The sequence below is a fragment of the Serratia sp. BIGb0234 genome (assembly GCF_024809915.1).
In the GTDB taxonomy this organism is placed as follows: domain Bacteria; phylum Pseudomonadota; class Gammaproteobacteria; order Enterobacterales; family Enterobacteriaceae; genus Serratia; species Serratia liquefaciens.
The window spans coordinates 1231377-1254704 of the sequence record NZ_JANUEI010000002.1 but is presented as its reverse complement, the minus strand read 5'-3'; the positions used below and the strand labels follow the sequence as shown (position 1 = coordinate 1254704).

At 56.0% G+C, this 23328-nt stretch carries 20 protein-coding genes and 2 rRNA genes; 5 read left to right on the top strand and 17 right to left on the bottom strand.

Features of this window, described 5'->3' with window-relative positions:
- The 3 genes from M2407_RS12880 to M2407_RS12870 all read left to right on the top strand — a co-directional run.
- Positions 1-197, top strand: a 23S ribosomal RNA gene (locus tag M2407_RS12880); the annotation flags it as partial.
- Positions 198-299: 102 nt separating this feature from the next.
- Positions 300-415 (top strand): 5S ribosomal RNA (rrf, locus tag M2407_RS12875).
- Positions 416-648: 233 nt separating this feature from the next.
- Positions 649-1959 (top strand): MFS family transporter, encoded by a 1311-nt coding sequence (locus M2407_RS12870; protein ID WP_020828328.1) that lies wholly within the window; start codon positions 649-651, stop codon positions 1957-1959.
- Between the two features lies 1 nt (position 1960).
- Here the strand turns inward: M2407_RS12870 and M2407_RS12865 are convergent, their stop codons facing one another.
- From M2407_RS12865 to trxC, 5 genes are all read right to left on the bottom strand, one after another.
- Positions 1961-2293, bottom strand: coding sequence for a YfiM family lipoprotein (locus M2407_RS12865; protein WP_020828327.1), 333 nt, complete (start codon positions 2291-2293; stop codon positions 1961-1963).
- Between the two features lie 239 nt (positions 2294-2532).
- A complete protein-coding gene (gene pssA, locus M2407_RS12860) occupies positions 2533-3888 on the bottom strand; it encodes a CDP-diacylglycerol--serine O-phosphatidyltransferase (RefSeq protein ID WP_020828326.1) in 1356 nt (451 codons plus the stop codon).
- Positions 3889-4041: 153 nt separating this feature from the next.
- Positions 4042-6690 (bottom strand): bifunctional acetate--CoA ligase family protein/GNAT family N-acetyltransferase, encoded by a 2649-nt coding sequence (locus M2407_RS12855; RefSeq protein WP_122080066.1) that lies wholly within the window; start codon positions 6688-6690, stop codon positions 4042-4044.
- A gap of 169 nt (positions 6691-6859) precedes the next feature.
- Entirely contained in the window at positions 6860-7555 is a 696-nt protein-coding gene (locus M2407_RS12850; protein ID WP_259218358.1) for a tRNA-uridine aminocarboxypropyltransferase, read from the bottom strand.
- Between the two features lie 120 nt (positions 7556-7675).
- Complete coding sequence (trxC, locus tag M2407_RS12845; protein WP_041414882.1) at positions 7676-8095, bottom strand: thioredoxin TrxC; 420 nt, start codon at positions 8093-8095, stop codon at positions 7676-7678.
- Positions 8096-8303: 208 nt separating this feature from the next.
- Here trxC and M2407_RS12840 point away from each other — a divergent pair, with 208 nt between their 5' ends.
- Positions 8304-9404, top strand: coding sequence for a tRNA/rRNA methyltransferase (locus M2407_RS12840; protein WP_020828322.1), 1101 nt, complete (start codon positions 8304-8306; stop codon positions 9402-9404).
- A gap of 72 nt (positions 9405-9476) precedes the next feature.
- Here the strand turns inward: M2407_RS12840 and emrB are convergent, their stop codons facing one another.
- The 7 genes from emrB to M2407_RS12805 all read right to left on the bottom strand — a co-directional run bounded on the left by emrB (position 9477) and on the right by M2407_RS12805 (position 16798).
- Complete coding sequence (gene emrB, locus M2407_RS12835; RefSeq protein WP_048761023.1) at positions 9477-11012, bottom strand: multidrug efflux MFS transporter permease subunit EmrB; 1536 nt, start codon at positions 11010-11012, stop codon at positions 9477-9479.
- 17 nt (positions 11013-11029) lie between these two features.
- Entirely contained in the window at positions 11030-12202 is a 1173-nt protein-coding gene (emrA, locus tag M2407_RS12830) for a multidrug efflux MFS transporter periplasmic adaptor subunit EmrA (RefSeq protein WP_259218357.1), read from the bottom strand.
- Positions 12203-12227: 25 nt separating this feature from the next.
- Positions 12228-13679 (bottom strand): efflux transporter outer membrane subunit, encoded by a 1452-nt coding sequence (locus M2407_RS12825; protein WP_116691875.1) that lies wholly within the window; start codon positions 13677-13679, stop codon positions 12228-12230.
- A 24-nt stretch (positions 13680-13703) separates the two neighbouring features.
- The gene (mprA, locus tag M2407_RS12820; RefSeq protein WP_020828318.1) at positions 13704-14225 is read right to left on the bottom strand and encodes a transcriptional repressor MprA; all 522 of its coding nucleotides are present in this window, start codon (positions 14223-14225) and stop codon (positions 13704-13706) included.
- A gap of 159 nt (positions 14226-14384) precedes the next feature.
- Positions 14385-14738, bottom strand: a complete 354-nt coding sequence (gene ygaH, locus M2407_RS12815) for an L-valine transporter subunit YgaH (RefSeq protein WP_020828317.1) — start codon at positions 14736-14738, stop codon at positions 14385-14387.
- Positions 14728-15474: an AzlC family ABC transporter permease gene (locus tag M2407_RS12810; RefSeq protein ID WP_020828316.1), complete on the bottom strand. Its 747-nt coding sequence runs from the start codon at positions 15472-15474 to the stop codon at positions 14728-14730. The genes ygaH and M2407_RS12810 overlap by 11 nt, the downstream gene beginning before the upstream one ends.
- A gap of 124 nt (positions 15475-15598) precedes the next feature.
- Positions 15599-16798 (bottom strand): MFS transporter, encoded by a 1200-nt coding sequence (locus M2407_RS12805; RefSeq protein WP_048761032.1) that lies wholly within the window; start codon positions 16796-16798, stop codon positions 15599-15601.
- A 101-nt stretch (positions 16799-16899) separates the two neighbouring features.
- Between M2407_RS12805 and M2407_RS12800 the strand changes: the two genes are divergently transcribed.
- Positions 16900-17778 carry a LysR family transcriptional regulator gene (locus tag M2407_RS12800; protein ID WP_020828314.1) on the top strand — a complete coding sequence of 293 codons (879 nt, stop codon included), beginning with the start codon at positions 16900-16902 and terminating at the stop codon, positions 17776-17778.
- Positions 17779-17807: 29 nt separating this feature from the next.
- Here the strand turns inward: M2407_RS12800 and proX (M2407_RS12795) are convergent, their stop codons facing one another.
- From proX (M2407_RS12795) to M2407_RS12775, 5 genes are all read right to left on the bottom strand, one after another.
- Complete coding sequence (gene proX / locus M2407_RS12795; protein WP_259218355.1) at positions 17808-18809, bottom strand: glycine betaine/L-proline ABC transporter substrate-binding protein ProX; 1002 nt, start codon at positions 18807-18809, stop codon at positions 17808-17810.
- 50 nt (positions 18810-18859) lie between these two features.
- Positions 18860-19855, bottom strand: coding sequence for a glycine betaine/L-proline ABC transporter substrate-binding protein ProX (proX, locus tag M2407_RS12790; RefSeq protein ID WP_020828312.1), 996 nt, complete (start codon positions 19853-19855; stop codon positions 18860-18862).
- A gap of 63 nt (positions 19856-19918) precedes the next feature.
- On the bottom strand, positions 19919-21037 hold the full coding sequence (gene proW / locus M2407_RS12785) for a glycine betaine/L-proline ABC transporter permease ProW (RefSeq protein ID WP_115058162.1): 1119 nt from the start codon (positions 21035-21037) through the stop codon (positions 19919-19921).
- The gene (gene proV, locus M2407_RS12780) at positions 21030-22232 is read right to left on the bottom strand and encodes a glycine betaine/L-proline ABC transporter ATP-binding protein ProV (protein WP_020828310.1); all 1203 of its coding nucleotides are present in this window, start codon (positions 22230-22232) and stop codon (positions 21030-21032) included. Before proV ends, proW begins: the two co-directional genes overlap by 8 nt.
- A 406-nt stretch (positions 22233-22638) precedes the next feature.
- Positions 22639-23325 carry a response regulator gene (locus tag M2407_RS12775; protein WP_041415640.1) on the bottom strand — a complete coding sequence of 229 codons (687 nt, stop codon included), beginning with the start codon at positions 23323-23325 and terminating at the stop codon, positions 22639-22641.
- Positions 23326-23328: the final 3 nt, after the last annotated feature.

Here is a 23328-nt window from a genome sequence, read left to right as displayed (position 1 = left end):
GGCACTGCCCGGTAGCTAAGTGCGGAAAAGATAAGCGCTGAAAGCATCTAAGCGCGAAACTTGCCTCGAGATGAGTCTTCCCTGGGCCTTTAAGGCCCCTGAAGGAACGTTTAAGACTAAGACGTTGATAGGCTGGGTGTGTAAGTGCAGCGATGCATTGAGCTAACCAGTACTAATGATCCGTGAGGCTTAACCTTACAACACCAAAGGTGTTTTAGAGAGATTGTAGAGATTTTCAGCGAGTTCCGAGATTGGTTTCAATGGCTACGGGAGTAGCGGTTGGAATGAAACAGAATTTGCCTGGCGGCAATAGCGCGGTGGTCCCACCTGACCCCATGCCGAACTCAGAAGTGAAACGCCGTAGCGCCGATGGTAGTGTGGGGTCTCCCCATGCGAGAGTAGGACACTGCCAGGCATCAATTAAGCCAAGAGGCCATCCGCAAGGATGGCCTTTTTGCTATGTCCGCTATATAAATATTTGCTGTTATTTCGCCCAATTTTCACGCCAGTCTTCAATGTGCATCACAAAAATCACGCTATATTCTTCGCCCGCTATTTGTTTTAATTGTTAACTCAATATTAACAATTGAGTTACATTTAAACGGCAGGACGCCGACTTCACGGTTTATCTGGCTCGGAGAATAGAAAATGACAGAAACAACCTCGGCCATTGAGGATGGAAATACCGTCGATCCGGCAGTGCAGGACAAAAAGAAACGCATTTTCGCTATTGTTGGCGCTTCATCGGGTAACCTGGTGGAGTGGTTTGATTTTTACGTCTATTCCTTCTGTTCTATCTACTTTGCCGCTTCATTTTTCCCCGCCGGTAACAGCACCACCCAATTGCTGCAAACTGCCGGCGTGTTCGCCGCCGGTTTCTTCATGCGCCCGATCGGCGGCTGGTTGTTCGGTTATATTGCCGATAAGCATGGTCGCAAAAACTCGATGCTGATCTCTGTTTGCATGATGTGTGCAGGATCGCTGGTGATCGCCTGTTTACCGACCTATGAGTCGATCGGAAGTTGGGCTCCGGTGCTACTGTTGGTTGCGCGTCTGTTCCAGGGCCTGTCGGTCGGCGGTGAGTACGGTACCAGCGCCACCTATATGAGCGAGGTGGCAATAAAAGGGCGACGTGGTTTCTATGCTTCTTTCCAGTATGTCACGCTGATTGGTGGCCAATTGCTGGCGTTGCTGGTTCTGGTGGCTCTGCAGCAGATCCTCTCTGCTGAGGAATTAAAAGCTTGGGGCTGGCGTATTCCCTTTGCGATTGGCGCGGTATTGGCGGTAGTGGCGTTATATCTGCGTCGGTCGCTGAATGAAACCTCCGATGCCAAAACCCGTAACCATAAAGATGCGGGTTCACTGAAGGGGCTATGGAAAAATCGTAAAGCCTTCCTGATGGTGTTGGGCTTTACCGCCGGTGGTTCGCTGAGTTTTTATACTTTCACGACCTATATGCAAAAGTATCTGGTCAATACTTCCGGGATGGACGCCAAGCTGGCCAGCGGCATTATGACCGCTGCACTCTTTATCTACATGCTGCTGCAGCCCTTGGTCGGGGCATTGTCAGACAAGATCGGTCGCCGCAGTTCAATGCTGATCTTTGCCTCGTTGGCGACCTTGCTGACCGTGCCTATCTTGCTGACGCTGAAAAATGTCAGCAACCCTTATGCGGCCTTCGGTCTGATTGTGCTGGCGTTATTTATCGTCAGTTTCTATACCTCGATCAGCGGGCTGCTGAAGGCTGAAATGTTCCCGCCGGAGGTGCGCGCGTTAGGCGTTGGTCTGTCTTATGCGGTGGCTAATGCGATGTTTGGCGGCTCGGCGGAATATGTTGCACTGTCGCTGAAGTCGTTTGGCTTCGAGAATGCCTTCTTCTGGTATGTTTCCGGCATGTGTCTGCTGGCGCTGATCGTTTCTCTTCGCTTGCACCGCAAAGGGAAAGAGATCCAGCTGTGAATCAGCGGGTTGCGTGGTAAAGGCTATAGCCGGTCGCTGCTCCCGCGACATCCCAGGCAAAATCTTTCCAACTCCAGCCGGTGCCGCCTTCGCGACTGTCATACAGTTCTTTGGCGGCGCCGAGCCCGATTGAAAACATCAGGCCAAAGCTGCGGCTGCGTGCCTCATTCCAGTTTTGATGATCGCCATAAGCCGCACCGGCGGCAGCGAAAGCCGCAGAGGCGACAAAGTGTTGTGCCTTGTCTTTCCCGGTCCAGCTGTCATTTGCAAGGTGGGTACAGCCGCTGGTGAGCAATAAAAAGGGGAGCACGGCCAGGCAGCGGAGTGGGCGCATAATGAAAACATCCTGTTGTCATGACACATAAAAACCCCGGCATAGGCCGGGGTGAGACTGCTGAAAAACATACAATGTTTGTCAGCAGGCGTTAAAGGTTTTGAAAATAAATCAGGAAAATCAATTTATTGATTTTCGGCTGATGACACAAAGGGGGAAAAACCACGCTTTTATCCCCCTTTGTCAACAATCTGACCCCGACATAGGCCGGGGTCTGCGATAGCTAAATTATAGCGGGATTACAGTATACGGCTAATCAACCGGTCAATACGGATACGGCGCAGACGGCGGATCAGCTTGCGTACTTTGATCGGGTACTGCTGGATGCTTTGCAGTTCCAGGTAGTTCCCCACCACGGTGGTGTGAGTGCGGATGCACTCCAGCTCTTTATGCCGTTGCTCACGCATCTCCTGCTTGGGATCGTGGATCAGAATGGCATTCTCCAGATCCAGCCGCCAGGCGCGCGGATTGAGGTTATTACCGGTAATCAACTGCCATTCGTCATCCACCCACATGCCTTTCAGGTGGTAGCTGTTATCGCCGTCTTTCCACAGGCGAACAATCAACTGGCCGGTATCGACGTAGCGCTGCAGGCGACTGAGAAAGCGTCGCAGGTTGATTTCGTACAGATAAGGCAGGGCGCCGATAATTTTGAACGGCTGATCTTCCGGAATATAGAAATCATTGGCGGTTTTGTCGCCCACAATAATTTCCACCTGTTTGCCCTGGCGCAGCAGATAGATGATATTGCGCACCAGCAGGGCCGGCAGGTTGAAGTAAGGGGTGCACAGCGTCAGTTTCTGATCGGCACAGGACATCAGATGGTGAATGGTTTTATTCAACACGCTTTGCTTACCCAGCCCAACCAGCGGCGTTACCGCCAGCTCATCGTTGCCCGCCTGGTTGCGAAACTGATAACCGGCTCGGCGCAGACCGAAACGAAATAAGCGAGTTTCGTTTTTGATCTCCGGGCTCTTGGGGCGATCGTCACGATCCAAACGTTGCACGGCACCGGCGGTCAGCAGGTGCTGCTTGATGTAATCGATCATGGTATTGGCCAATTCGCCATTGGTGATCAACTGGTAACGATCGTAGCGGTATTTCTCATGCTGATGCAGGTAAACGTCATTGATGCTGGCACCGCTGTAAACCACGGTATCGTCGATCACAAAACCTTTCAGGTGCAACACGCCCAGGGCTTCGCGGGTATTCACCGGCACGCCGTAGATTGGCACGGCAAGCTCTGGGTGCTGGTCTGCCATTGAGCAATACCAATCGGCGTTGGTATTGGCGGCCGCGGCGCCGATGCGCCCACGCTGGGCACGATGCCAGTCGACCAGAATGCAAATCTCCAGCGCCGGGCACCGCTGCTTGGCTTGATAAAGCGCGTTGAGAATATCGCGTCCGGCGTCGTCATGCTCCAGATACAGAGCGACCAGATAAATGCGTTGGGTGGCGTTAGCGATCAATTCCAGCAGCGTGGCACGGTAATCAGACGGTGTGTACAAAGTACGTACATCAGCTACCGTCTGGGGGAGTTTGGGCAGTTGTGCAAGGTGTTGTTGATGTTTGCTACGTTTAAATTTTGACAACATCACAGTGCGCTTCTTCTCTCATGATTAGATGGCCGGAACGCCAAATACGGGAAAACAGTAAATCGAATAATCGGGCGATAATACCACTAGTTGTCCCGATTGTGCGTATGTTTTGGCGTTAAGTGGTGGATTCGTAGCGCATTGCGACACAGGTCACTGCGCTTCTTCCGCCTGCAGCGGCAGGGTCAAATTGACGATACCGTCCTCAAGCTGCACATCGATGCCAAAGCCCAGCCGTTGCGCCAGCGCTATCATTCCGCGGTTATTAGGCATGGTGATGCCGGTCAGGCGGGCCAACCCGTGGGCGCGGGCATAGGCAATCATTTTTTCCAACAGTTGACGCCCCAGACCGAGCCCTTTCAGATCTGAACGCACCAGCACGGCAAATTCCGCGTCGGTATTATCCGGGTCGGAGAGGGCTCGTGTTACGCCAATGATTTGGTCATCCCGCACCGCGACAAAAGCCATCTCCCGATCGTAGTCGATCTGCGTCATGTTAGCCAAATCGTCATGGGTAAACTCGTTGATCTCACTGAAGTAGCGATAGTAGAGATCTTCCTTGGTCACGCGATCGATAAAGTGTTTCAGCGCGGGTTCATCTTCCGGCAGGATTGGCCTGAACAGGCATTGCGAGCCGTCTTTCAATCCGATGGTTTCTTCCAGCTCATGAGGGTAAGGACGGATCGCCAAGCGTGCCTGCGGATCACCTTCGAACGGAGCAAGCTGCATGGAAACGTCGAGCAGGGTGAATTCGCTGCCAGAGGCCAGAACCGGGTGGATATCCAGACGGGTAATTTCCGGGCAGTCGAGGATCAGATTGGACACCTGCACCAGCAAGCGGCTCAGTCCAGGGATATCCAGCGGTCGTAAAGCGCTGCGGCCGCGAATTTTTCCGCCTTTCACCGCCTGCAATACCAGATAACGTGCCAGCGCCATATTCAGCGGCGGCAGCGCTACGGCGACCTGATTTTCCTGGCGCCATTCGATACCGCCTTCACCCAGCATGATCAGCGGGCCGAAAATGGCATCTTGCTCCACCGCGATACGAAGCTCCTGCGCTCCGGCGCGGTTGGCCATGCTCTGAACCAGCAGGCCGTGAATGCGCGCTTGTGGATAGGTACGTTTAACGCGGTCGAGAATTGCCTCAGCGGCGCGTTGTACCTCGGTAGCGGTGCGCAAATAGAGCATTACACCCTGAACTTCAGACTTGTGCGGAATATCGGGGGAGCGCAGCTTCAGGGCCACCGGATAGCCAATTTGCTCGGCAATATGCACGGCTTCGGCGCTGTCTTCGGCAATCCAGGTAGGCAGCGTCGTCAGGTCATAGGCCTTTAGAATCGACTGTACCTCGTGGGTATCGAGCTGCGTTGCGCCTTCCGCCAGCGCCTGCTGAATCAATCGGTGAGCGTCGGCGGTGTTGGCCGTCAGACCGACCGGAAGCGCCGGGGTTTCTTTAAGCTGTTTCTGATTACGGCGATATTCCACCATATGCATAAACGCGGTTACTGCACCTTCCGGCGTTCGGTAGGTGGGAATACCGGCTTCGGTAAATAACCGGCGGGCTTCTTGCGAAGAGTACTCGCCGCACCAGTTGGTCAGCAAAGTCACGCGTTTGCCACGCGGGTGCTGACGCACGGCCTCGATAATACGTTCGGCGGTCAGGGTGCCTGGGGCTGCCGCGCTAGGTGCGTGGATCAGCAATAAAGCGTCGTAGTCGTGGCTGTCGAGCAGGGTCTTGACCGCCGCCAGATAGCGCTGCGGTGTTGCATCGTCTCGCAGGTCAATCGGGTTGCCGGCGCGTATAAAGTCGGGCAAGGCGTCACCCAACTGCGCCAGGATCTCGTCTCCCAGCGGCGCCAGCTTGCCGTTGCGTCCCAGCAGTTCGTCCAACGCCATTGCCGCCGGTGCCGCACCGTTGCTGACGATCATCAACCGCTCTCCGCGCAACGGATGCATATGGCTCAGCGTTTCCACTGCCGAGAACAGCTCGTGGGTATCCTGTACGCGCAGTAAACCGGCGCGTTGGATTGCGGCATCGTAAGCGGCATCCAGCCCCTGCTGACTGTTTAGCAACAGCTGGGCCTGCTGACTGCGTCCGCTTTTGACCACCAGAATGGGTTTGTTGCGCGAAGCACTGCGCGAGGCAGATAAAAAGCGGCGCGCATCGCTGATGTTTTCCAGATACAGCAGGATGGCGCTGGTTTTACTGTCGCGCGCCAGAAAATCCAGCAGGTCGTCGACGTCAATATCCAGGCTGTCGCCCAGCGCGATAAAATAGGAAAAGCCGACTTCGCGTTGCTGTGCCCAGTCGAGAATGGTATTGGCCACCGCGGCGGACTGGGAAATAAACGCCAGCTTGCCCTTGAGGATCGGTACCGGCGAGAAACTGGCGTTGATGCCTTGCCAGGGGGCCAGCAGGCCCAGGCTGTTCGGCCCCAGCAGGCGCATCGAATAACGCTGCGCGCAGGCTTTCAGCTCGGCGAACTGTTCTGGCGGCGAGGAGAGCACAATGGCCGTTTTGCAGCCGCGTTTGCCCAAATCCTCAATCAAGGCCAGATTGCGATGCGCATGGGTACACAGTATGGCCAGATCGGGGCTGAGCGGCAGGCTGGCGACGTCCGGGTAGGCCATGACTCCGCATACCGCCTTATAACGCGGCGTGACGGGCATGACCGGCCCGTTGAAGCCGCCGGCCAGCAGGTTGCTCATCATCAGGTTGCCGGCGCGGCCAGGCTGCTGTGAAGCGCCGAGAACGGCAATCGATTTAGGACGTAAAAGCGCTTCTAACCCTCGCTGGCTCATGCACGGCTCCTTTATATCCGTTATCCTTCAAAAGACAGGGGTGTTGGCTGCCCTCTCTCACCCTGGTCACTTAGTTAACTAAGCTCCCTGGGATGCGTTCAGTTGCCGCCTACCTGTCTTTCGAATGCTATTGGCTATAGGCAACATTACCGCCTTGATTCTAGGCGTTTTACAACGGCTTTGCTGTGACCGATGCCTCCGGGCGAGTAGGTTTCCCTGCCAGATACTGTTGACGGAAGTAGCGAAAATGCTCAGCCAGGCCGTCGGCCGCGGCGGTATCACCGGCCTGTTGCAACAGCGCTGTCGCCACTTCCGCGGTGCAGTGCTGCTCGGTGCGGCTGGCTTCACGCAGTTGGTAATTTGAGGCAGCGGTAACATTGAGCGAAAACACCGGAAACTGATTGAGGTACGGGCTTTTGCGGAACATCTTGCTCGCCTCGGTCCAGGTGCCGTCGAGCATAATAAACAGCGGCGGTTTGCCACCGACGGGCAGTTCGCTGAATACCGGTCGTTCAGGGGCGGCATAAGATGCGGGAAACACCACGTAAGGCTGGCGTTCGGGATCGTTAATCGCCGCCAGCAGGCCAGGGTCAACCTCGGTACGCGACCAAAGAAACGCCTGGGTGTCCGGCAGAATATCGGCGATCAATCTGCCGGTATTGCTTGGTTTGAGCGGTTCTGCGCCAAACATGATCAGGTAAAAACGGCTGGCGGCCGGCTGCGGCTGGATAGTGTCACACAGGCAGTTTTTTTGTGGCAGCAGACACCCCTGACAACGCGTAATGCGGTTGCCACGCGCCAGAAAAGGGCGGGTTGATCGTTCCAGGCGAAACTGGCGCAGGCGAAGTACGGCGTTGTCGGTCATAAAGATCCCGGGGAAAAAAACGCCATTGTAACGCAGAAAAAAGCCCGACGGGAGCGTTCGGGCCGGTTTGAAATGCGGCGGTGTCATTGACAATGGGCAACACCGCCTGGACTTTCTGCGTTAAACTAGTTCATTGAGCCAGTTATCAAACGGCGTTTTCGGCATGGCGCCATTGAGCATGTCGACCATTTTTCCGTCGCGGAAGAGCATAATGGTCGGGATGCTGCGGATGCGGAAACGGGCGCTCAGTTCCGGTTCAGCCTCGGTATTCACTTTTACGAAGCGGACTTTACCGGCGCGCTCTTCGGCAACGTCTTCGAAGATCGGCGCAAAGCTGACGCAAGGACCACACCACGGTGCCCAAAAGTCGACCACCACCGGCAGGCCATCCTGCAGCAGCGCGTCCAGTGTCGCGGCGGTGGCATTGATCACTTCACCGTCAAAAAGCGCATGGCCGCAACGGCCGCATTTTGCGCCGTCAGCCACACGATCTTCAGGTACGCGGTTGGTGGCATTACAAGCGGGACAAACTGTATTCATGATGACCTCGGATACTGGGAAAGCACGACATACCGCATTCGGGTTGCGGAGATGTATCTTTAATGCTGCTTATTATCGTTAAAAGCGCGTCAATGAACAAAGAGGTTTGTTCAATGAATACGATAGTTGTTAGCTTTTAGCGCAAGTAGGTGGCTTAGCACCCCAACATCAGGTAATCTTCGCGCCCTGCGCGTTGGTGGAGAAGAAAATGAACGATTCATTTAGTGGCAAGAACGGTAAAGTTAAAGTGATGTACGTCCGCAGTGACGACGACAGTAACGGCGACGACCGTAACAAGAATAAGCGTCCGGCCGGCAAAGGCCGTCCGGCAGACGGTGCTCGCTCTTCGGGCCGTACCGGTCAGGACAAGCCGCGCGGTAACAACGATCGCCGTGGCTCTGGCTCTGATTCCCGCCGCAGTGAAAGCGATCGTCCTCGCCGTCCAGCGCGTACTGAAGACCGTGGCGGTTATGATTCGCCATGGAAAACCGTGTCTCGTGGTCCGGAAGAAGAGCCGGCGTTCGATCACGGTGGCATCAGCGGCAAAAGCTTTATCGATCCAGAGCAACTGCGTCGCCAGCGTGCGGAAGAAACCCGCGTGTACGGTGAAAACGCCTGTCAGGCGCTGTTTGCCAGCCGTCCGGACGCGATCGTCCGCGCCTGGTTCGTGCAGTCGGTCACGCCGCGTTTTCGTGAAGCGCTGCGCTGGATGGCAGCCAACCGCAAAGCCTACCACGTGGTAGATGAAGAAGAGCTGGCCAAAGCGTCCGGCACCGAGCACCACGGCGGCGTATGCTTCCTGATCAAAAAACGTCAGGGCCTGGATGCGCAAACCTATCTGAAAGAAGCACCGGCGAAAGACTGCGTGCTGGCATTGGAAGAGGTGGGCAACCCGCACAACCTGGGCGCTATCGTCCGTTCTTGCGCACACTTTGGCGTGAATGGCGTTCTGTTGCAGGATCCGGCATTGCTGGAGTCCGGTGCGGCGGTACGTACCGCAGAAGGCGGCGCGGAACACATCAAGGCGATCAGCGCAGATGACTTCCTGTCGGTGCTGGATACTTTCCGCAAGGCCGGTTACGCCATCGTGACCACATCTAGCCATAAAGGCACCCCATTGGCACAGGCTAAGCTGCCGGCCAAAATGGTGCTGGTGTTGGGGCAGGAGCGTGATGGCCTGAGCGACAGCGCCTGGCAGCAGGGTGATATGAACGTGTCTATCGGCGGTACCGGCAAGGTAGAAAGCCTGAACGTATCAGTCGCGACCGGCATTTTGCTGGCCGATTGGTGGCGTCAAAACCAGGCTTAATATCCGTCGCCTGGCTGCAACGGTATAAATAAAAAACGGGCGCCTCTGGGCGCCCGTTTTGCTTTCTCTGGTTTAGTGAGCGCCGCCGCCCCCACCGCCGGAGCTGAACGGCGGTTTCGCCACCCAGACCAGCACCAGCAGGACCAGGAACACCCCGGCCGACAGCCAGAAGATCTCGTTGGCGGAGATAATCAGCCCCTGCGCGGTGATCTCGTTGGCGATGTAGGCCGAAGCCTGCTGCTTGCTCATGCCAATTTGTTCCAACTGCCGGTACATCTCTTGCGACTGTGGGTTGTAAGGATTCACAAACTCCGTCAGCTGCGAGTGATGCTGCGATTCTCGCTGGGTCCACAAGGTCGTGGTGATCGATGTCCCGATCGACCCCGCCAGTGTTCGAGTAAAGTTCGACAGGCTCGATGCCGCCGCCATGCGCTCCGGCGGCAGGCCGGACAGCGTAATGGTGGTCAATGGCATAAAGAAGCAGGCGATGGCGAAGCCCTGAATAAACTGCGGCCAGGCCGAGGCGCCAAAGTCCATTCCCGGTTCAAAGGTATAGGCGCGCCAGTAGAAGCACACCGCATACATAATGAAACTGAAGGTCACCAATCGTCTCATATCGAGCCGGTTGCCGAACTTACCGATGATCGGCGACAGCAATACCGGTATCAACCCGACGGGCGCCGAAGCCAGTCCTGCCCAGGTGGCGGTATAGCCATAAACCTCCTGCAGCAACTGTGGCAATAGCACAATGGCGCCGAAGTACAGCATGTAGGCCAGGCTGATACACAGGCAGCCGACGGTAAAGTTGCGCGATTTGAACAGTGACAAATCCACCACCGGGTGGTCGTCCGTCAGTTCCCAGACAATCAGGAACAGCAGCGCCACCACCGCCACCACCGTCAGAACGATGATCTCGGTCGAGTTGAACCAGTCGAGCTCCTTGCCCTGATCGAGCATCACCTGCAACGACCCTATACCGACGATCAGCAGCACCAGACCGACGGTATCGATCGGTTTGATCTCGGTTTTGGTTTCCCTGCCTTTCAGCGTCGACATCGCCACCAGGATCACCACGGCACCGATCGGGATGTTGATGAAGAAGATCCAGCCCCAGTGATAGTTGTCACTGATATAACCGCCGAGGATAGGCCCGAAAATGGGCGCAACGATCACCGTCATCGACCATAGTGCCAGGGCCATCGCTCGCTTGGCGGGCGGATAGTTGTTCAGCAACAGACTCTGCGACAGCGGGATCAACGGCCCCGCGACCACACCCTGGATCACGCGGAAGAAGATCAGCATGCCCAGACTGTTGGAAATGCCGCACAGCCAGGAGGCGAGTACGAACAGCGCGGTGGACCAAAGGAACAACCGCACTTCACCGATGCGCTTTGCCAACCAGCCGGTGATCGGGATGGAAATGGCGTTCGCCACGCCAAACGAGGTGATCACCCAGGTTCCCTGCGAGTTGGAAGACCCGAGGTTACCCGCAATCGTTGGGATCGCCACGTTGGCAATGGTGGAGTCCAGCACCTGCATAAAGGTCGCCAGGGCAAGCGCGACCGTCATCCAGGCGAGCTGAGCGCCTTCAAGCGGTTTCTGTGCCAAGGTAGCCTCCCGCGCGCTTAACCGGCATTCGCATGGATCACGTCGGTGATCATTTGGTTAACCGGTGCCAGGTTCAACGCCAGGGCGTCGCTTTGGTACAGCGGTTTGTCGCGCACCACGTCAGACAGCACGCGGCCGTCCAGATTGGTGGTGTCAACTTTAACCAGGGTCGACAGACCGATGCGCAGCGGATGATCGGCGATTTGCTTGGCGTCCAGTTCAATACGTACCGGCAGACGCTGAACCACTTTGATCCAGTTACCGGTGGCGTTCTGCGCAGGCAGCAGTGAGAAGGCGCTGCCGGTACCCATATCGATACCGACCACTTTGCCGTTATACACCACGTCATCACCGTAAATGTCACTGACTACGGTAGCCGACTGGCCGATACGCATATTGGCGATTTGGGTTTCTTTGAAGTTGGCATCAACCCAGATGTGATCGGCTGGCACCACTGCCATCAGCGGGGAACCGGCGGCGATTTGCGCGCCAACCTGTACGCTGCGGCGTGAGACATAACCGGTGATCGGGCTGATGATTTTGGTCCGTTGCAATGCCAGCCAGGCGTCACGCATTTGCGCTGCGGCCTGTTGAATGGCCGGCTGCTGCTCCAGCGGGGTATTCAATACCATCGCCTGGTTAGCGTTGTATTGCTGCACCGCCACTTCCAACGCCGCCTTGGCGCTGTCGACTGCATCGCGAGCATGTTGCAGCTCTTCACGGCCGATAGCGTCAACGCTGCCGAGCACGACGCGGCGTTTCAGATCGTTTTCAGCCTTGCTCAGGTCAGACTTGCGCAGGGCAATGTTGGCCTGATACTGCTTGCTGTTGATGATCAGCTGGTGGGTCTGACGCACGCTATTGGCCAGGCCGGTTTTGGCGCGTTCCAGCGCCTGTTCGGCATCGGTCGGATCAAGGGTAATCAACACGTCACCCTGTTTCACATAGTCGGTATTGTCGAAGTTGACGCGGTTAACGCTGCCGTTCACCTGGGCCATGATCTGGACCTGGTTACCGGAAACATAGGCGTCGTCGGTTTCCTGATGATGACGTAACACCAGGAACCAATAGACTAAATATGCCACCCCAATAACGATGAAAATAACCGTCAGCAGCAGCAGCCAAAATTTACGCTGCTTCTTTTTGCCTGCCGGTTGCTGCGGGTTTTGAGTCTCCGCGCTTGCGCTCATGGTGTTCTCCAAGCTCTCTATTTTATTATGCTTTTGAACCCGTAGCGGCCGGGGCCTGATAGCCACCGCCCAGCGCACGGATCAGTCCTATCTTCGCCTGCAGCAAATTGCTGCTGGCATTCAGTTCCGCCTGCTGCTGCTGCAAAAGCTGCGTTTGGCTGGTCAACAACTGGTCGCGCCCGATAATCCCTGCCTGGTATCGAGCGTTAGCGACGCGGTACACCTGTTGCATCGATTCGGACGCAGATGCCGCCTGCAGCTGCTGTTGCGCAGTGCTTTGTTGGACGGTGATGGCATCGGCGGTTTCCTGCACGGCATTCAGGATGGTTTGGTTATAGGACTCCACCGCCTGGTCATACAGCGCGGACTCCTCACCCAGCTTGCTGCGCAGCGCACCGGCATGGAAGATCGGCAATGAAATTGCCGGCATCACGTTCCAGGCCTGGCTGGCCGCTTCAAACAGATTCGGGCTGGTCCCACTGGTGTTGGTGGTGGTCAGGCCGGCAAAAGCTGAAATGGTCAGGCTGGGGTAAAATTCTTTACGGGCGGCGCTGACGCGCTGGTTATAGGACTCCACCAACTGGCGCTGTGCGGCGATATCCGGACGTTTACCGAGCAGATCGGCGGTCAGTTCACCTTTTGGTGCCATCAAACTGCTGGCGGGAAGGGCCACCGGGCGCAGGTGCTGCATGGCGTTCGGGCCCTGGCCTGCCAATGCGGCCAGTTGGTGTCTGAGCTGTTCAATCTGCGATTGCAGTTGCAGGATCTGCTGCTTGGCGCCGTCGGCTTGCGCCTGGGTTTGTTGCGGAACATCAACGCCGGTGATGCCGGCCTTGTATTGCTGTTGGCGCAAGTCCGCCAGGCGTTGGTTGTTGTCCACTTCCTGCTGCAACAGCTTTTCAAGCGCGAAATTGCTCTGCAACTGGTAATAGGCGGAGGCTACCGAACTGGTCAGCGTCAACGCGGCCTGTTCCTGCTCGGCGCGGGCCGCATCGACCTGTGCCTTGGCGGCGTTGACCTGGTTGCGGTATTTGCCCCACCAGTCGAATTCATAGGCCAGGTTCAGCCCTAGCGAGTTGGAGGTTTCGTAGATCGGTTGATGAGGATACCCCAGCCCCAGGTTCACGTTTTGCGGCACTTTCTGGCGGTTGCTGCTGGCGTTGAGATCCAGATTCGGCCCGTTGGCGGCACTGGCTTCCCCCATTACGCTTTGTGCTTCGCGTACGCGTGCCGCTGCCTGTCGCAGCGAAGGGGAGCTTTGCAGCGTCTGGGTCATCAGCGCGTCAAGTTGCTGGTCGTTAAGCGCGCGCCACCACTGCGGGCTGACGTTCAACGAGCTGACCTTCGGCTGCGCAAGCTGCAGAGCCTGCGGATCCATCAGGGTGGATTGCGGGGCAATATTATCGGTAGACGCACACCCGGCCAGCAGTAATACGGCGAACAGTGGGGTGAATCTCCAGTTAAATGGGGATCGCATAGTATGTATGTACCTGAACAGAAATTATTGGGATAACTGTTCTGTAACTTCCATCTGGTCCAGGCGCGTCAACAGCTTACGCGTCAGCTTTTCAAGCTGTTGCTGTTCATCATCGTTCAGCGTGGACCACAGGAAATGCAGACACTTGTGCTGCGGCGGCAGCAATTGATTGAGAAACTCTTCTCCCTGCGGCGTCATGTGCAGGTGCAGGCAGCGACGATCGTTGTCGCTTTCACGGCGTTCAATCCAACCGCGTTTCTCAAGTTCGTCGGCAATGCGCGTGGCATTGGTCCGTGACGAGCCCAGGGCAGAGCTTAGCTCAGAAGGCTGAATGCTGTGGCTTTCCTGCGCATCCAGGGTAATCAGCGCCATAAACAATGTTTCGTTAATCCCTTGTGCTTTCAGCATTTTATTGCGGTTTTCCAGCAGCTTGCTTTGCATGTGCATGCACAGGCGGGTCAGCAGGATTTCCTGATAAGGGAAATCTTTCTGACGCTTGGCGCGGAAATTAAGCATTTGTTCAATGGGAGCAAACGAGCTTTCCATAATTTTGGGCCTCATTAGTTTCGTCCGAGATAGTAACGATAGTGATTAATAATGTAAATGTTCAGCAGGGTGATTAATTTAGCAATTCGTGTCATTTGTCAGCGGATTGTCAATAAACCCACTTTAAGCAAAAGGGTTAATGCGACGTGCTGCCTAAGATTAAAGGTTACCCTGACTGAAAATCATAAATAACTTTAATGTAATGCCAAAGGATGCCGCGCCAATCAGCGTCGACAAAATGATGCTTTTGGTTCGGTAAAAACACAGGCCCAGCGCGGCGAAACCGACCAGAGTGGGCCACAGCTTGTCCGGTTCACGCATCACTACCGGGGTGCTGGAAACCACCAGCAACGCGCAGATTGAGGCGATGCCGATGCTGTCGAGCAACAGTGCGGTTTTACCGCGTTTGATTCCCGGTTGTGCCCGCGCAGGCGCCAAACGCAAGGGTAAGTAGCGGAACAGATAATTAGCACAGCCGACCACCAGGCCGATCACCAGCACATCAGTGTTCATCAATGGACTCCGTTGCTGTGGGTTGGAACAGGGCTGCGATACAACCGGCGCTGATGCCGGCCAAAATGGCCACTGGGATAGAGAACAGCACTACGCCAAGCAGCGCACCGGCCAGCGCGGCGGCGATGGTCAGGCTTTGCGGGCGTTTGAATGCCGCCAGCAGGAAGCTGAGGAACAGCGCCGGCAACATAAAGGATAATGAGGCTTCAATCACCGGGAACTGCTCTAGTGGCCCATTGCCGAACACGGCACCCAGCGCGGTGCCTGCGACCCAAGACAGCCAGGAGCATAGCGAGATGCCGATCATCCAGTTCTCGCTCCAACTGCGGTTATTGCGCATCAATTTAGCGGTGGCCGCGGCGAACACTTCATCAGTCAGGCCAAAGGCCCAGAGCGCAGTTTTGCCAGCCGACATGCGCGAGACGATGCGGTGGCGCAAAGCAGGACCATACAACAGGTGCCGTATATCCATTGCCATCACGGTCAGCGCGGAAACCCACAGTGACATACCGGCGCTTAACAAGGCGGTGATCACGAACTGGCTGGCGCCCGCATAGATGATGCAGGAGAAGAAAATGCTCTCTAGCGGGGAGAACCCCAGCTTAACGGCGCTAAGGCCAAACGCAAAAGCCACCGGCACATAGCCGATAACGATCGGTAGACTGTCGACAATGCCGTGGGTGAAGGTGGAACTGACGGCTGGGGGATTGATACTTTCTGCAGCTTGGCTTTGCATAATGTATTTGAATCGCAGGGTATATAGGGAACCAATAGTTTATCCCCAGAACATTACCAGAGAGTAAGTAATGTTTATACCCTGCGCCGCTAATAAATTTCCGCTATGACTATTCGCGTGCTAATCAGATGGCCGCCGGTCCCTGGGGATCATGGCGCTTGCCCAACCACCAGGTGAGCAGGTTAAACAGGCACAAAATGCCCCCTGCTGCAGCGACCCCTGTCCACCCCGCGTGCTGATAGGCTGAGGCAGACAGCAGCGAACCCAGAGCGCCGCCGATAAAATAGCTGGTCATGTAGCCGGCCGTCAGGCGATTGCGCGCTTCCGGCATAATGCGATAAATCACGCTCTGGTTGGTAACGTGTACGGCCTGCACGGCCAGATCGAGGATCAGAATGCCGACGATCAGTGCCCACAGCGATTGTTTAGCGAAAGCGATAGGTATCCACGACAGCAGCAGCAGTACCAGGCCTACCGTAGTGGTTAATCCCGCCTTGCCCTGATCCGCCAAATGCCCGGCGCGGGAGGCGGCCAACGCTCCGGCGGCCCCCACCAGCCCGAACAGGCCGATGACCCCTTCGGAATAACCAAAAGGCGGGGCCGCCAACAGGAAGGCCATTGAGGTCCAGAGCACGCTGAAGTTGGCAAAGGACAGCGCACCGAGCACTGCACGGGTTCGCAGCAGCGGTGAACCGCAAAACAGGGTGAAAATAGACTTCAGCAACTGAGGGTAATTCAGTCCGGAGTGCTGTTTGTAACGTGGCAGCGCGCGCCACAAGATCAACGCCATCAGGATCATCAGCACGCTGGCCACCCAGTAAATGGTGCGCCAACCGCCGATTGATGCCAGTGCGCCCGCTACGGTACGTGCCAGCAGAATGCCGAGCAGCAGGCCGCTCATAATGATGCCAACGGTTTTCCCGCGTTTTTCCGGGTGTGCCAGCGTAGCGGCCAACGGCACCAAAATTTGCGCCACTACCGAGAACAACCCGGTGAGGGCAGTCCCCAGGATCATCATCGGCAGCGTGGTGGAGCTGGCGGTGATCAGCATGCCTCCGGCGGCCAGCAGCGTCATAAAGACGATCAGCCCACGACGTTCAAACATATCGCCGAGCGGCACCAGCAGCAGCAGGCCTACGGCGTAGCCCATTTGGGCGGCGGTGACGATAAAACCGGCCTGATTGACCGATAGCCCAAAGTTTTGAGCGATGGTTTCCAGCAGTGGCTGCGCGTAGTAGTTACTGGCGACGGCCAAACCGGTGGCGATGGCGATCAGCACAATCAGTGCCGGGCTGAGGCCTGGAGGTGAATTTTGTTGGCTCATTGGTTTCAATCACAAGAAAAAGTGGTGCAAGTATCGGGCAGGACAGCGGGTTAAACCAATGTATAATTTTCATCTGATTAATCTCATTTAGAGATAAATGAATGAACCTGAAACAGATCCGTTTTGCGCTGGCGGTTGCCGAAGAGCAGAGTTTTACCCGGGCGGCGCAGCGCTGTCATACGGTGCAATCGGCGCTCAGCCACCAGATCGCCAAATTGGAAGAGGAGCTGGGCTGTGCATTGTTTGAGCGTACTTCGCGCCGGGTCAGGTTGACCACCGCCGGGCAGGCATTTATTCAACCGGCGCAGCGACTGCTGGCGGCAAAACAGATGCTGGTGGAAGAGGTTGTCGCCGCCAGCGGCACGGTTTCCGGTACCCTGACCATCGGCACAATTTCCACCATAAACGCGATTGATCTGACCGAAAAATTGGGTAACTTTCACCGCCATTATCCCGCAGTGAATATCCGGCTGTACGTGGGCATGAGTGAAGAGTTGTTGGAAGACGTTCGTCAGCAAAAGACCGATGTGGCGTTTGTCGGCCTCTGGCCGGGGGATATCGATATGCTGCCGGTGTCCCATCGGCAACTGACCGACGAGCCACTGGTGGCGTTGGTGTCACCACAACACCCGTTAGCCAGTCGGGAACGCGTGAATTTGCAAACCTTGTCGGAAGTGCCGCTGGTGGACTTTTACAGCGGGACCGGTGCCCGGCGCCAGACCGACCGCGCGTTTCAGGCGGCAGGCATCAAGCGTCACGTCAGTTTTGAGATTGACCATATCGAATGGCTGGAGAATTTGGTACGCCGTGGGTTGGCGACGGGCATTGTGCCGATTTCGACGGCGCAGCGCTTGAGCACGCTGGTGTCGATTCCGATAGAAGATGGTCCACGGCGTCAGGTGTACTGCGTTTGGCCACAGCCGCTGCCACGGACCGCCGAGCGTTTTTTACAGTTTAGCGGGATTGAAATCAGCGAATAGGGCGCGACAGGCTGCCGCGCCCAGGGTGATTATTTCTTCGCGGCTTCCGCGGCGGTTTTCACCCAGCCGTCGAAAGTGGCCTGATGCGCCTTGATCCAGCCATTTACATGGTTTTGGATATCGGCTTCGGAGGCCTGGCCTTCATGCATCCGCAGGTTCTGCGCATTCACGTCGGCAATCGGCAGCTTCATGATGGCAAACAGCTTGGCGGCCGCCGGGTTGGCTTCGGCCCACTGCTTGTTGGCGGCGATGCGCATGGTGTTGACCGGGAAACCATAGTTGGCACCGTTAGGCAGCTTGGTATCGAGGTTTTTCTGCTCGCCCGGCATGGCGGAGAACGGCACCTGCAACCAAACAACGTCGCGGCCCGGCACCAGCACGTCACTCACCCAGTACGGCGTCCAGGTGTAGTACAGCACCGGCTTACCTTCTTTGTAGCGAGTAATGGTATCGGCAATCATCGCCGCGTAGTTGCCCTGGTTGTGCTCGACGGTTTTCTCCAGGCCGTAGGCTTTGATGTGATGGTTAATGGCCGCCTCGCAGCCCCAGCCTGGCGTACAGCCGGTCAGGTCGGCCTTGCCGTCGCCATTGGTATCGAACAGCTTGGCAATATTGGGATCTTTCAACTGTTCAACGTTGGTGATGTGGTATTTATCGGCGGTTTTCTTGTCGATCAGATACCCCTGGGCCGCCCCGTTGACGTAAACCCCTTCACGGTAAAACTTGGCGTCGCCGCCTGCAGCCTTGTATTGATCGGCGTGGAGCGGATCCCAGTTTACCGCCAGGAAGGTCGCGTCGCCGGAGGCGATGGAGGTGTAGGCGACGTTGTAGTCCACTTCTCGGGTGTCTTTAACGTCATAGCCCAGCTTTTCCAGCGCCTTGCTGACCAGCTGCGTCTGGAAGGTCTCTTCTGAAATGGTGCTTTGCACCGGTTGAACGGTGACGCCTTTACCGGGCAAATCGGCGGCGGAAACCGCCTGTGAGCTAATCAGTGTGGTAAGGGCAACCGCCCAGATTCCTGTAGTGCGCATAGTGAAATACCTTTTTATGTTATGAAGCCGGGATTTCCGGCACCCTGGGATTATTTCGCTGCTGCCGCAGCCGTAGTGATCCAGCCGTCAAAAGTGGCCTGATGCGCTTTGATCCAGCCGTCTACGTGACGTTGTATGTCGGCGGCGCTGTTCTCGCCTTTATGCATGCGCAGGTTCTGCGCGTTCACGTCCGCCAACGGCAGTTTCATGATGGCGAACAGTTTGGCGGCGGCCGGGTTAGCCTCGGCCCATTGCTTGTTGGCGACGATATGTTCGTTGTTGACGGAAAAGCCGTAATTTTTGCCGTTCGGCAAGGCGGTATCGTTGTCTTTCAACGAACCTGGGCTGGCGGAGAACGGCACGGTTAACCAAACCACATCACGACCCGGTGCCAGTTCGTCGCTGACCCAGTACGGCGTCCAGGTGAAATACAGCACCGGTTTACCCTGTTTGTAGCGAGTCAGGGTGTCGGCGATGATGGCGGAGTAATTGCCCTGGTTTTGAGTGACGGTGTCGCTCAGGCCATAGGCTTTGATATGGGTGTTAATGACGTTGCCGCACACCCAGCCCGGTTCGCAGCCGGCCAGATCGGCCTTGCCGTCGCCGTCGGCATCGAACAACTTCGCCAGCTTGGGATCTTTTAACTGGGAGATATCGCTGATGTGGTATTGATCGGCGGTTTTCTTGTCGATCAAATAACCCTGGGCCGCATTGGTAATATAGGCACCCTGGCGATAGAACTTCTTGTCGCCGCCGGCGCTTTGGTACATGTCGGTTTGCAGCGGATCCCAGTTCACCGCCATATAGGTGGCGTCGCCGGAAGCGATAGAGGTGTAGGCGATATTGTATTCCACCTCGTCGGTAGGCTGGACGTCATAGCCCAGCTTGACCAGGGCGCGGTTGACCAATTCGGTCTGGAAGCTTTCTTCGGCGAGGGTGCTTTGCAACGGTTTTACCGTGACGCCTTTGCCGGGTAATTCGACGGCGAACGCCTGTGTGCTTAGCAATGAAGTCAGGGCCAGGGCCCAAATTCCTGTCGAGCGCATAGTGGTTCCTTCGTTTTTATAAATGCTGTCGGTGCCCCCGACGTTTGGCCGGGGGCAGGGCGATTAAGGCTTTTTGATGAAGGGCCGGGTGACTAACCCGATCGGGCCGTGAGCATACCAACGGCCGATGCCTTTGCTGCGGCGATCGCGCCCCAGCGATTGGGTGAGGCGGTCGAGAATAATCGCCAGGATCACGATACCGACCCCGCCAACGGCGGCCAGCCCCATATCCAGACGACCGATACCGCGCAATACCATCTGGCCCAGGCCGCCAACGGCGATCATCGAGGCGATAACCACCATCGACAGCGCCAACATCAGCGTTTGGTTTACGCCGGCCATAATGGTCGGCATCGCCAGTGGCAGTTGCACTTTAAACAGCAGTTGGCGCGGGCTGGCACCAAAGGATTCGGCGGCTTCGATCAGATCCTCAGGCACTTGGTTAATGCCCAGAATGGTCAGTCGCACGATCGGCGGCAGCGCAAAGATAATGGTCACCACCACCCCCGGCACGTTACCGATACCGAACAGCATGACGATCGGCACCAGATAGACGAAGGCCGGCGTGGTCTGCATGGCGTCGAGCAGTGGCCGGATCACCTTGCCGGCATGTTTGCTGCGCGCCAGCCAAATGCCGAGCGGCAGACCGATGACGATACAGAAGAACAGGGCGGTCAGGACCAGCGCCAGGGTCACCATGGCTTGCGACCAGGCGCCAATCGCACCAATGGCAATCAGCGAGACCAGCGTCGCAGCACCCATACCCAGGCTGGAGAGCTGCCAGGCAATCAGCGAGAACAGCAAAATGGCGATCGGGGCAGGCATGCCGAGCAGCAACTGCTGAAAGCCGCTGAGAATAAAATCGACCGGTACGCGAATGCCCTGAAACAGCGGGCGAAAGTGCAGCACCAGCCAGTCGATGCCGTGGGTCACCCAGGAGTCAAACGGCACCCAGGTTTTGTGGAACGGATCCAGCAGGCTGAAATGTTCCTGTTGGACCGGTGCGCTGTTAAGCCAGTCGGCACCCTGAGCGGCCTGATTGGCGGCGTCATGGGTTTCTGGTGGCGGTGCGCTGGACCAGGCATCGCCGGCGGGCGCTGTCGAGGTTGCGGCGTCAGTCGCCGGTGCGGCGCTGGGGTCGGCAGGCGCAGTCGCCCATGGATCCTGTGTAGTGTCACTCATTCGCTGGGCCCTCTTTATCTAAGGCCTGCAACAGCATGGCCTTGGAAATAATTCCGATATAGTTATTTTCTTCGCAGACCACGGGGACCGCACAGGGCGCCAGGGCAACCAATGAAATCAGTTCGCTCAGCGGCATGTCGGCCGGGACCGGGGCAGGGGCTTCCAGCAGGGCGTCATCCAACGTCTGGTTGGCCGCCAGCGCCTGCTTGAGTGAATCTACCGACACCACGCCGATAAATTTCTTCCCGCGTTCAATAACATAACCATAATCGCGGTCTTCATCGCGCAGCAGCTGCAGTGCTGAACGCGGACCAAAACCGGGGGTTTTACGAATAAGGGCGACAGGACGACGCTGGGCGATATCCTTGGCGCTGAAAACGTGGCTGATATCGACGCCACGGAAGAAGGTGCGGACATAATCGTTGGCCGGATTATTTAATATTTCCTCCGGCGTACCGACCTGAATAACCTCTCCACCTTGCATAATGGCAATACGATCGCCAATACGCATTGCCTCATCCAAATCATGGGAAATAAAGACGATGGTGCGCTGATGCTGGGCCTGTAATTTGACCAGCTCATCTTGCATCTCGGTACGGATTAATGGATCCAGTGCCGAGAAGGCTTCATCCATCAATAATATGTCCGGATTATTCGCCATGGCACGGGCTAATCCCACGCGCTGACGCATCCCGCCGGAAAGTTCATCGGGATAAGAATAGGCATAATTCTCCAGCCCGACCTGACGTAATGCTTCCAGGGCTTTTTCCTGGCGCTCCTGCGGTGGAATGCCGGCCAATTCCATACCGAACGCGGTGTTATTCAATACATTCATATGCGGCATTAAAGCGAATGATTGGAACACCATGCTGATCTTATTACGGCGTACGGCGCGCAGTGCGCTGTCGGATATTTTAGATATATCCTCGCCATCAATCAGCACCTGACCGCGGGTGGGTTCTATCAGACGATTGAGAAGGCGTACCAGGGTAGATTTTCCAGAACCGGAAAGCCCCATGATGACAAATATCTCGCCTTCTTCAATGGCCAGAGAGGCGTCTTTTACGCCCAGTGATAATCCGGTTTTTTCAAGCAATTGGTCTTTTGTCAGGCCTTTTTCAATCAGTTTGAAAGCGCGATCCGGATGTTCGCCAAATATCTTATACAGGTTCTTTACTTCGAGTTTAATTGCCATGCAATTTGCTGTTTCCTCTGATGAATTATCAAACGATAAAAATTTCCCAATAGAAAATAATAGTCCCCTATACCCTAACACAGTGAATATCTGAGACAACCCTCAATGTCCGATGAATGGGATATTGACGATTTACATCAAGTTTTCGATTAGTTATGGTAATGAGGTGAGTGCTCAATTATCAGTGGCTGATATTTCCGATAAACGGTTGGTTTTAAGTAAGAATAATCCGCTCGGATTATTGCTGTTATTTGCCTGCCCAAGCCTGTTTTCGGACAATAAAAAACCCGACCAGAGGCCGGGTAAAAGTCATCAGTATTTCATCAATTTTCAACGACAGGTGCCGATATCGAGGGGATATCGCCGAAGTTATATTACCCCTTAAATATGACAGCCAGATGGCAGCTTATGCCTTGCGATACAGACGCCGCGGATGACCAATATTGCCGTACATCATTTCAACGCGCACAAACTGGGTGGCGACGCAGTATTCCAGATAACGTCGGGCCGTGGTTTTGCTGATCCCGACCTGTTCGACCACGTCTTCTACCGCATGCGCGGCTTCCGGTTGCTTGATAAACAGCGCCTGCACCAGCTCCAGCGTGTTGGTTTCTATGCCTTTGGCGCTGGGTTCGCTGGAGAACTGCTTGGATTGCAGGTTATACAGCGCGTCGACGTTGCTTTGGTCGATTACCTTGAAGGTGCGCTGGGTTTGCACAAACTGCATAAAGCGCTCCAGTGAGTTGCGCAGCCGCTTGTAGGAGACCGGTTTAATGATGTAATCGAAGGCGCCATTGCGGATCGCCTGGCTGCAGGTATTCATGTCGCTGGCGGCGGTAATAAAAATCACTGAACAGCCGGGGTTTTTCACCGCCGCTTCTTCCATCAGTTCAATGCCCTGGCCGTCAGGCAAAAAATTGTCCAGCAGGATCAGCCGTGGCTGGTGGGCATTGACTTTGACTCTGGCCTCGGCCAGCGTGGCGGCATAAGCCACCACCCGCAGAGCAAAGTTCTGCTCAATAAATTCCGCGTGCAGCGTCGCCAGCTGTGGCTCATCTTCCACGATCAAAACGTCCAGTGCTTCTGGTTGCATCAT

What these genes read in the sequence shown, in the direction of transcription:
- M2407_RS12870 (WP_020828328.1), top strand. Translation starts at nt 649, where the DNA reads ATGACAGAAACAACCTCGGCCATTGAGGATGGAAATACCGTCGATCCG.
- M2407_RS12865 (WP_020828327.1), bottom strand. Translation starts at nt 2,293, where the DNA reads ATGCGCCCACTCCGCTGCCTGGCCGTGCTCCCCTTTTTATTGCTCACC.
- pssA (WP_020828326.1), bottom strand. Translation starts at nt 3,888, where the DNA reads ATGTTGTCAAAATTTAAACGTAGCAAACATCAACAACACCTTGCACAA.
- M2407_RS12855 (WP_122080066.1), bottom strand. Translation starts at nt 6,690, where the DNA reads ATGAGCCAGCGAGGGTTAGAAGCGCTTTTACGTCCTAAATCGATTGCC.
- M2407_RS12850 (WP_259218358.1), bottom strand. Translation starts at nt 7,555, where the DNA reads ATGACCGACAACGCCGTACTTCGCCTGCGCCAGTTTCGCCTGGAACGA.
- trxC (WP_041414882.1), bottom strand. Translation starts at nt 8,095, where the DNA reads ATGAATACAGTTTGTCCCGCTTGTAATGCCACCAACCGCGTACCTGAA.
- M2407_RS12840 (WP_020828322.1), top strand. Translation starts at nt 8,304, where the DNA reads ATGAACGATTCATTTAGTGGCAAGAACGGTAAAGTTAAAGTGATGTAC.
- emrA (WP_259218357.1), bottom strand. Translation starts at nt 12,202, where the DNA reads ATGAGCGCAAGCGCGGAGACTCAAAACCCGCAGCAACCGGCAGGCAAA.
- M2407_RS12825 (WP_116691875.1), bottom strand. Translation starts at nt 13,679, where the DNA reads ATGCGATCCCCATTTAACTGGAGATTCACCCCACTGTTCGCCGTATTA.
- mprA (WP_020828318.1), bottom strand. Translation starts at nt 14,225, where the DNA reads ATGGAAAGCTCGTTTGCTCCCATTGAACAAATGCTTAATTTCCGCGCC.
- ygaH (WP_020828317.1), bottom strand. Translation starts at nt 14,738, where the DNA reads ATGAACACTGATGTGCTGGTGATCGGCCTGGTGGTCGGCTGTGCTAAT.
- M2407_RS12810 (WP_020828316.1), bottom strand. Translation starts at nt 15,474, where the DNA reads ATGCAAAGCCAAGCTGCAGAAAGTATCAATCCCCCAGCCGTCAGTTCC.
- M2407_RS12805 (WP_048761032.1), bottom strand. Translation starts at nt 16,798, where the DNA reads ATGAGCCAACAAAATTCACCTCCAGGCCTCAGCCCGGCACTGATTGTG.
- M2407_RS12800 (WP_020828314.1), top strand. Translation starts at nt 16,900, where the DNA reads ATGAACCTGAAACAGATCCGTTTTGCGCTGGCGGTTGCCGAAGAGCAG.
- proX (WP_259218355.1), bottom strand. Translation starts at nt 18,809, where the DNA reads ATGCGCACTACAGGAATCTGGGCGGTTGCCCTTACCACACTGATTAGC.
- proX (WP_020828312.1), bottom strand. Translation starts at nt 19,855, where the DNA reads ATGCGCTCGACAGGAATTTGGGCCCTGGCCCTGACTTCATTGCTAAGC.
- proW (WP_115058162.1), bottom strand. Translation starts at nt 21,037, where the DNA reads ATGAGTGACACTACACAGGATCCATGGGCGACTGCGCCTGCCGACCCC.
- proV (WP_020828310.1), bottom strand. Translation starts at nt 22,232, where the DNA reads ATGGCAATTAAACTCGAAGTAAAGAACCTGTATAAGATATTTGGCGAA.
- M2407_RS12775 (WP_041415640.1), bottom strand. Translation starts at nt 23,325, where the DNA reads ATGCAACCAGAAGCACTGGACGTTTTGATCGTGGAAGATGAGCCACAG.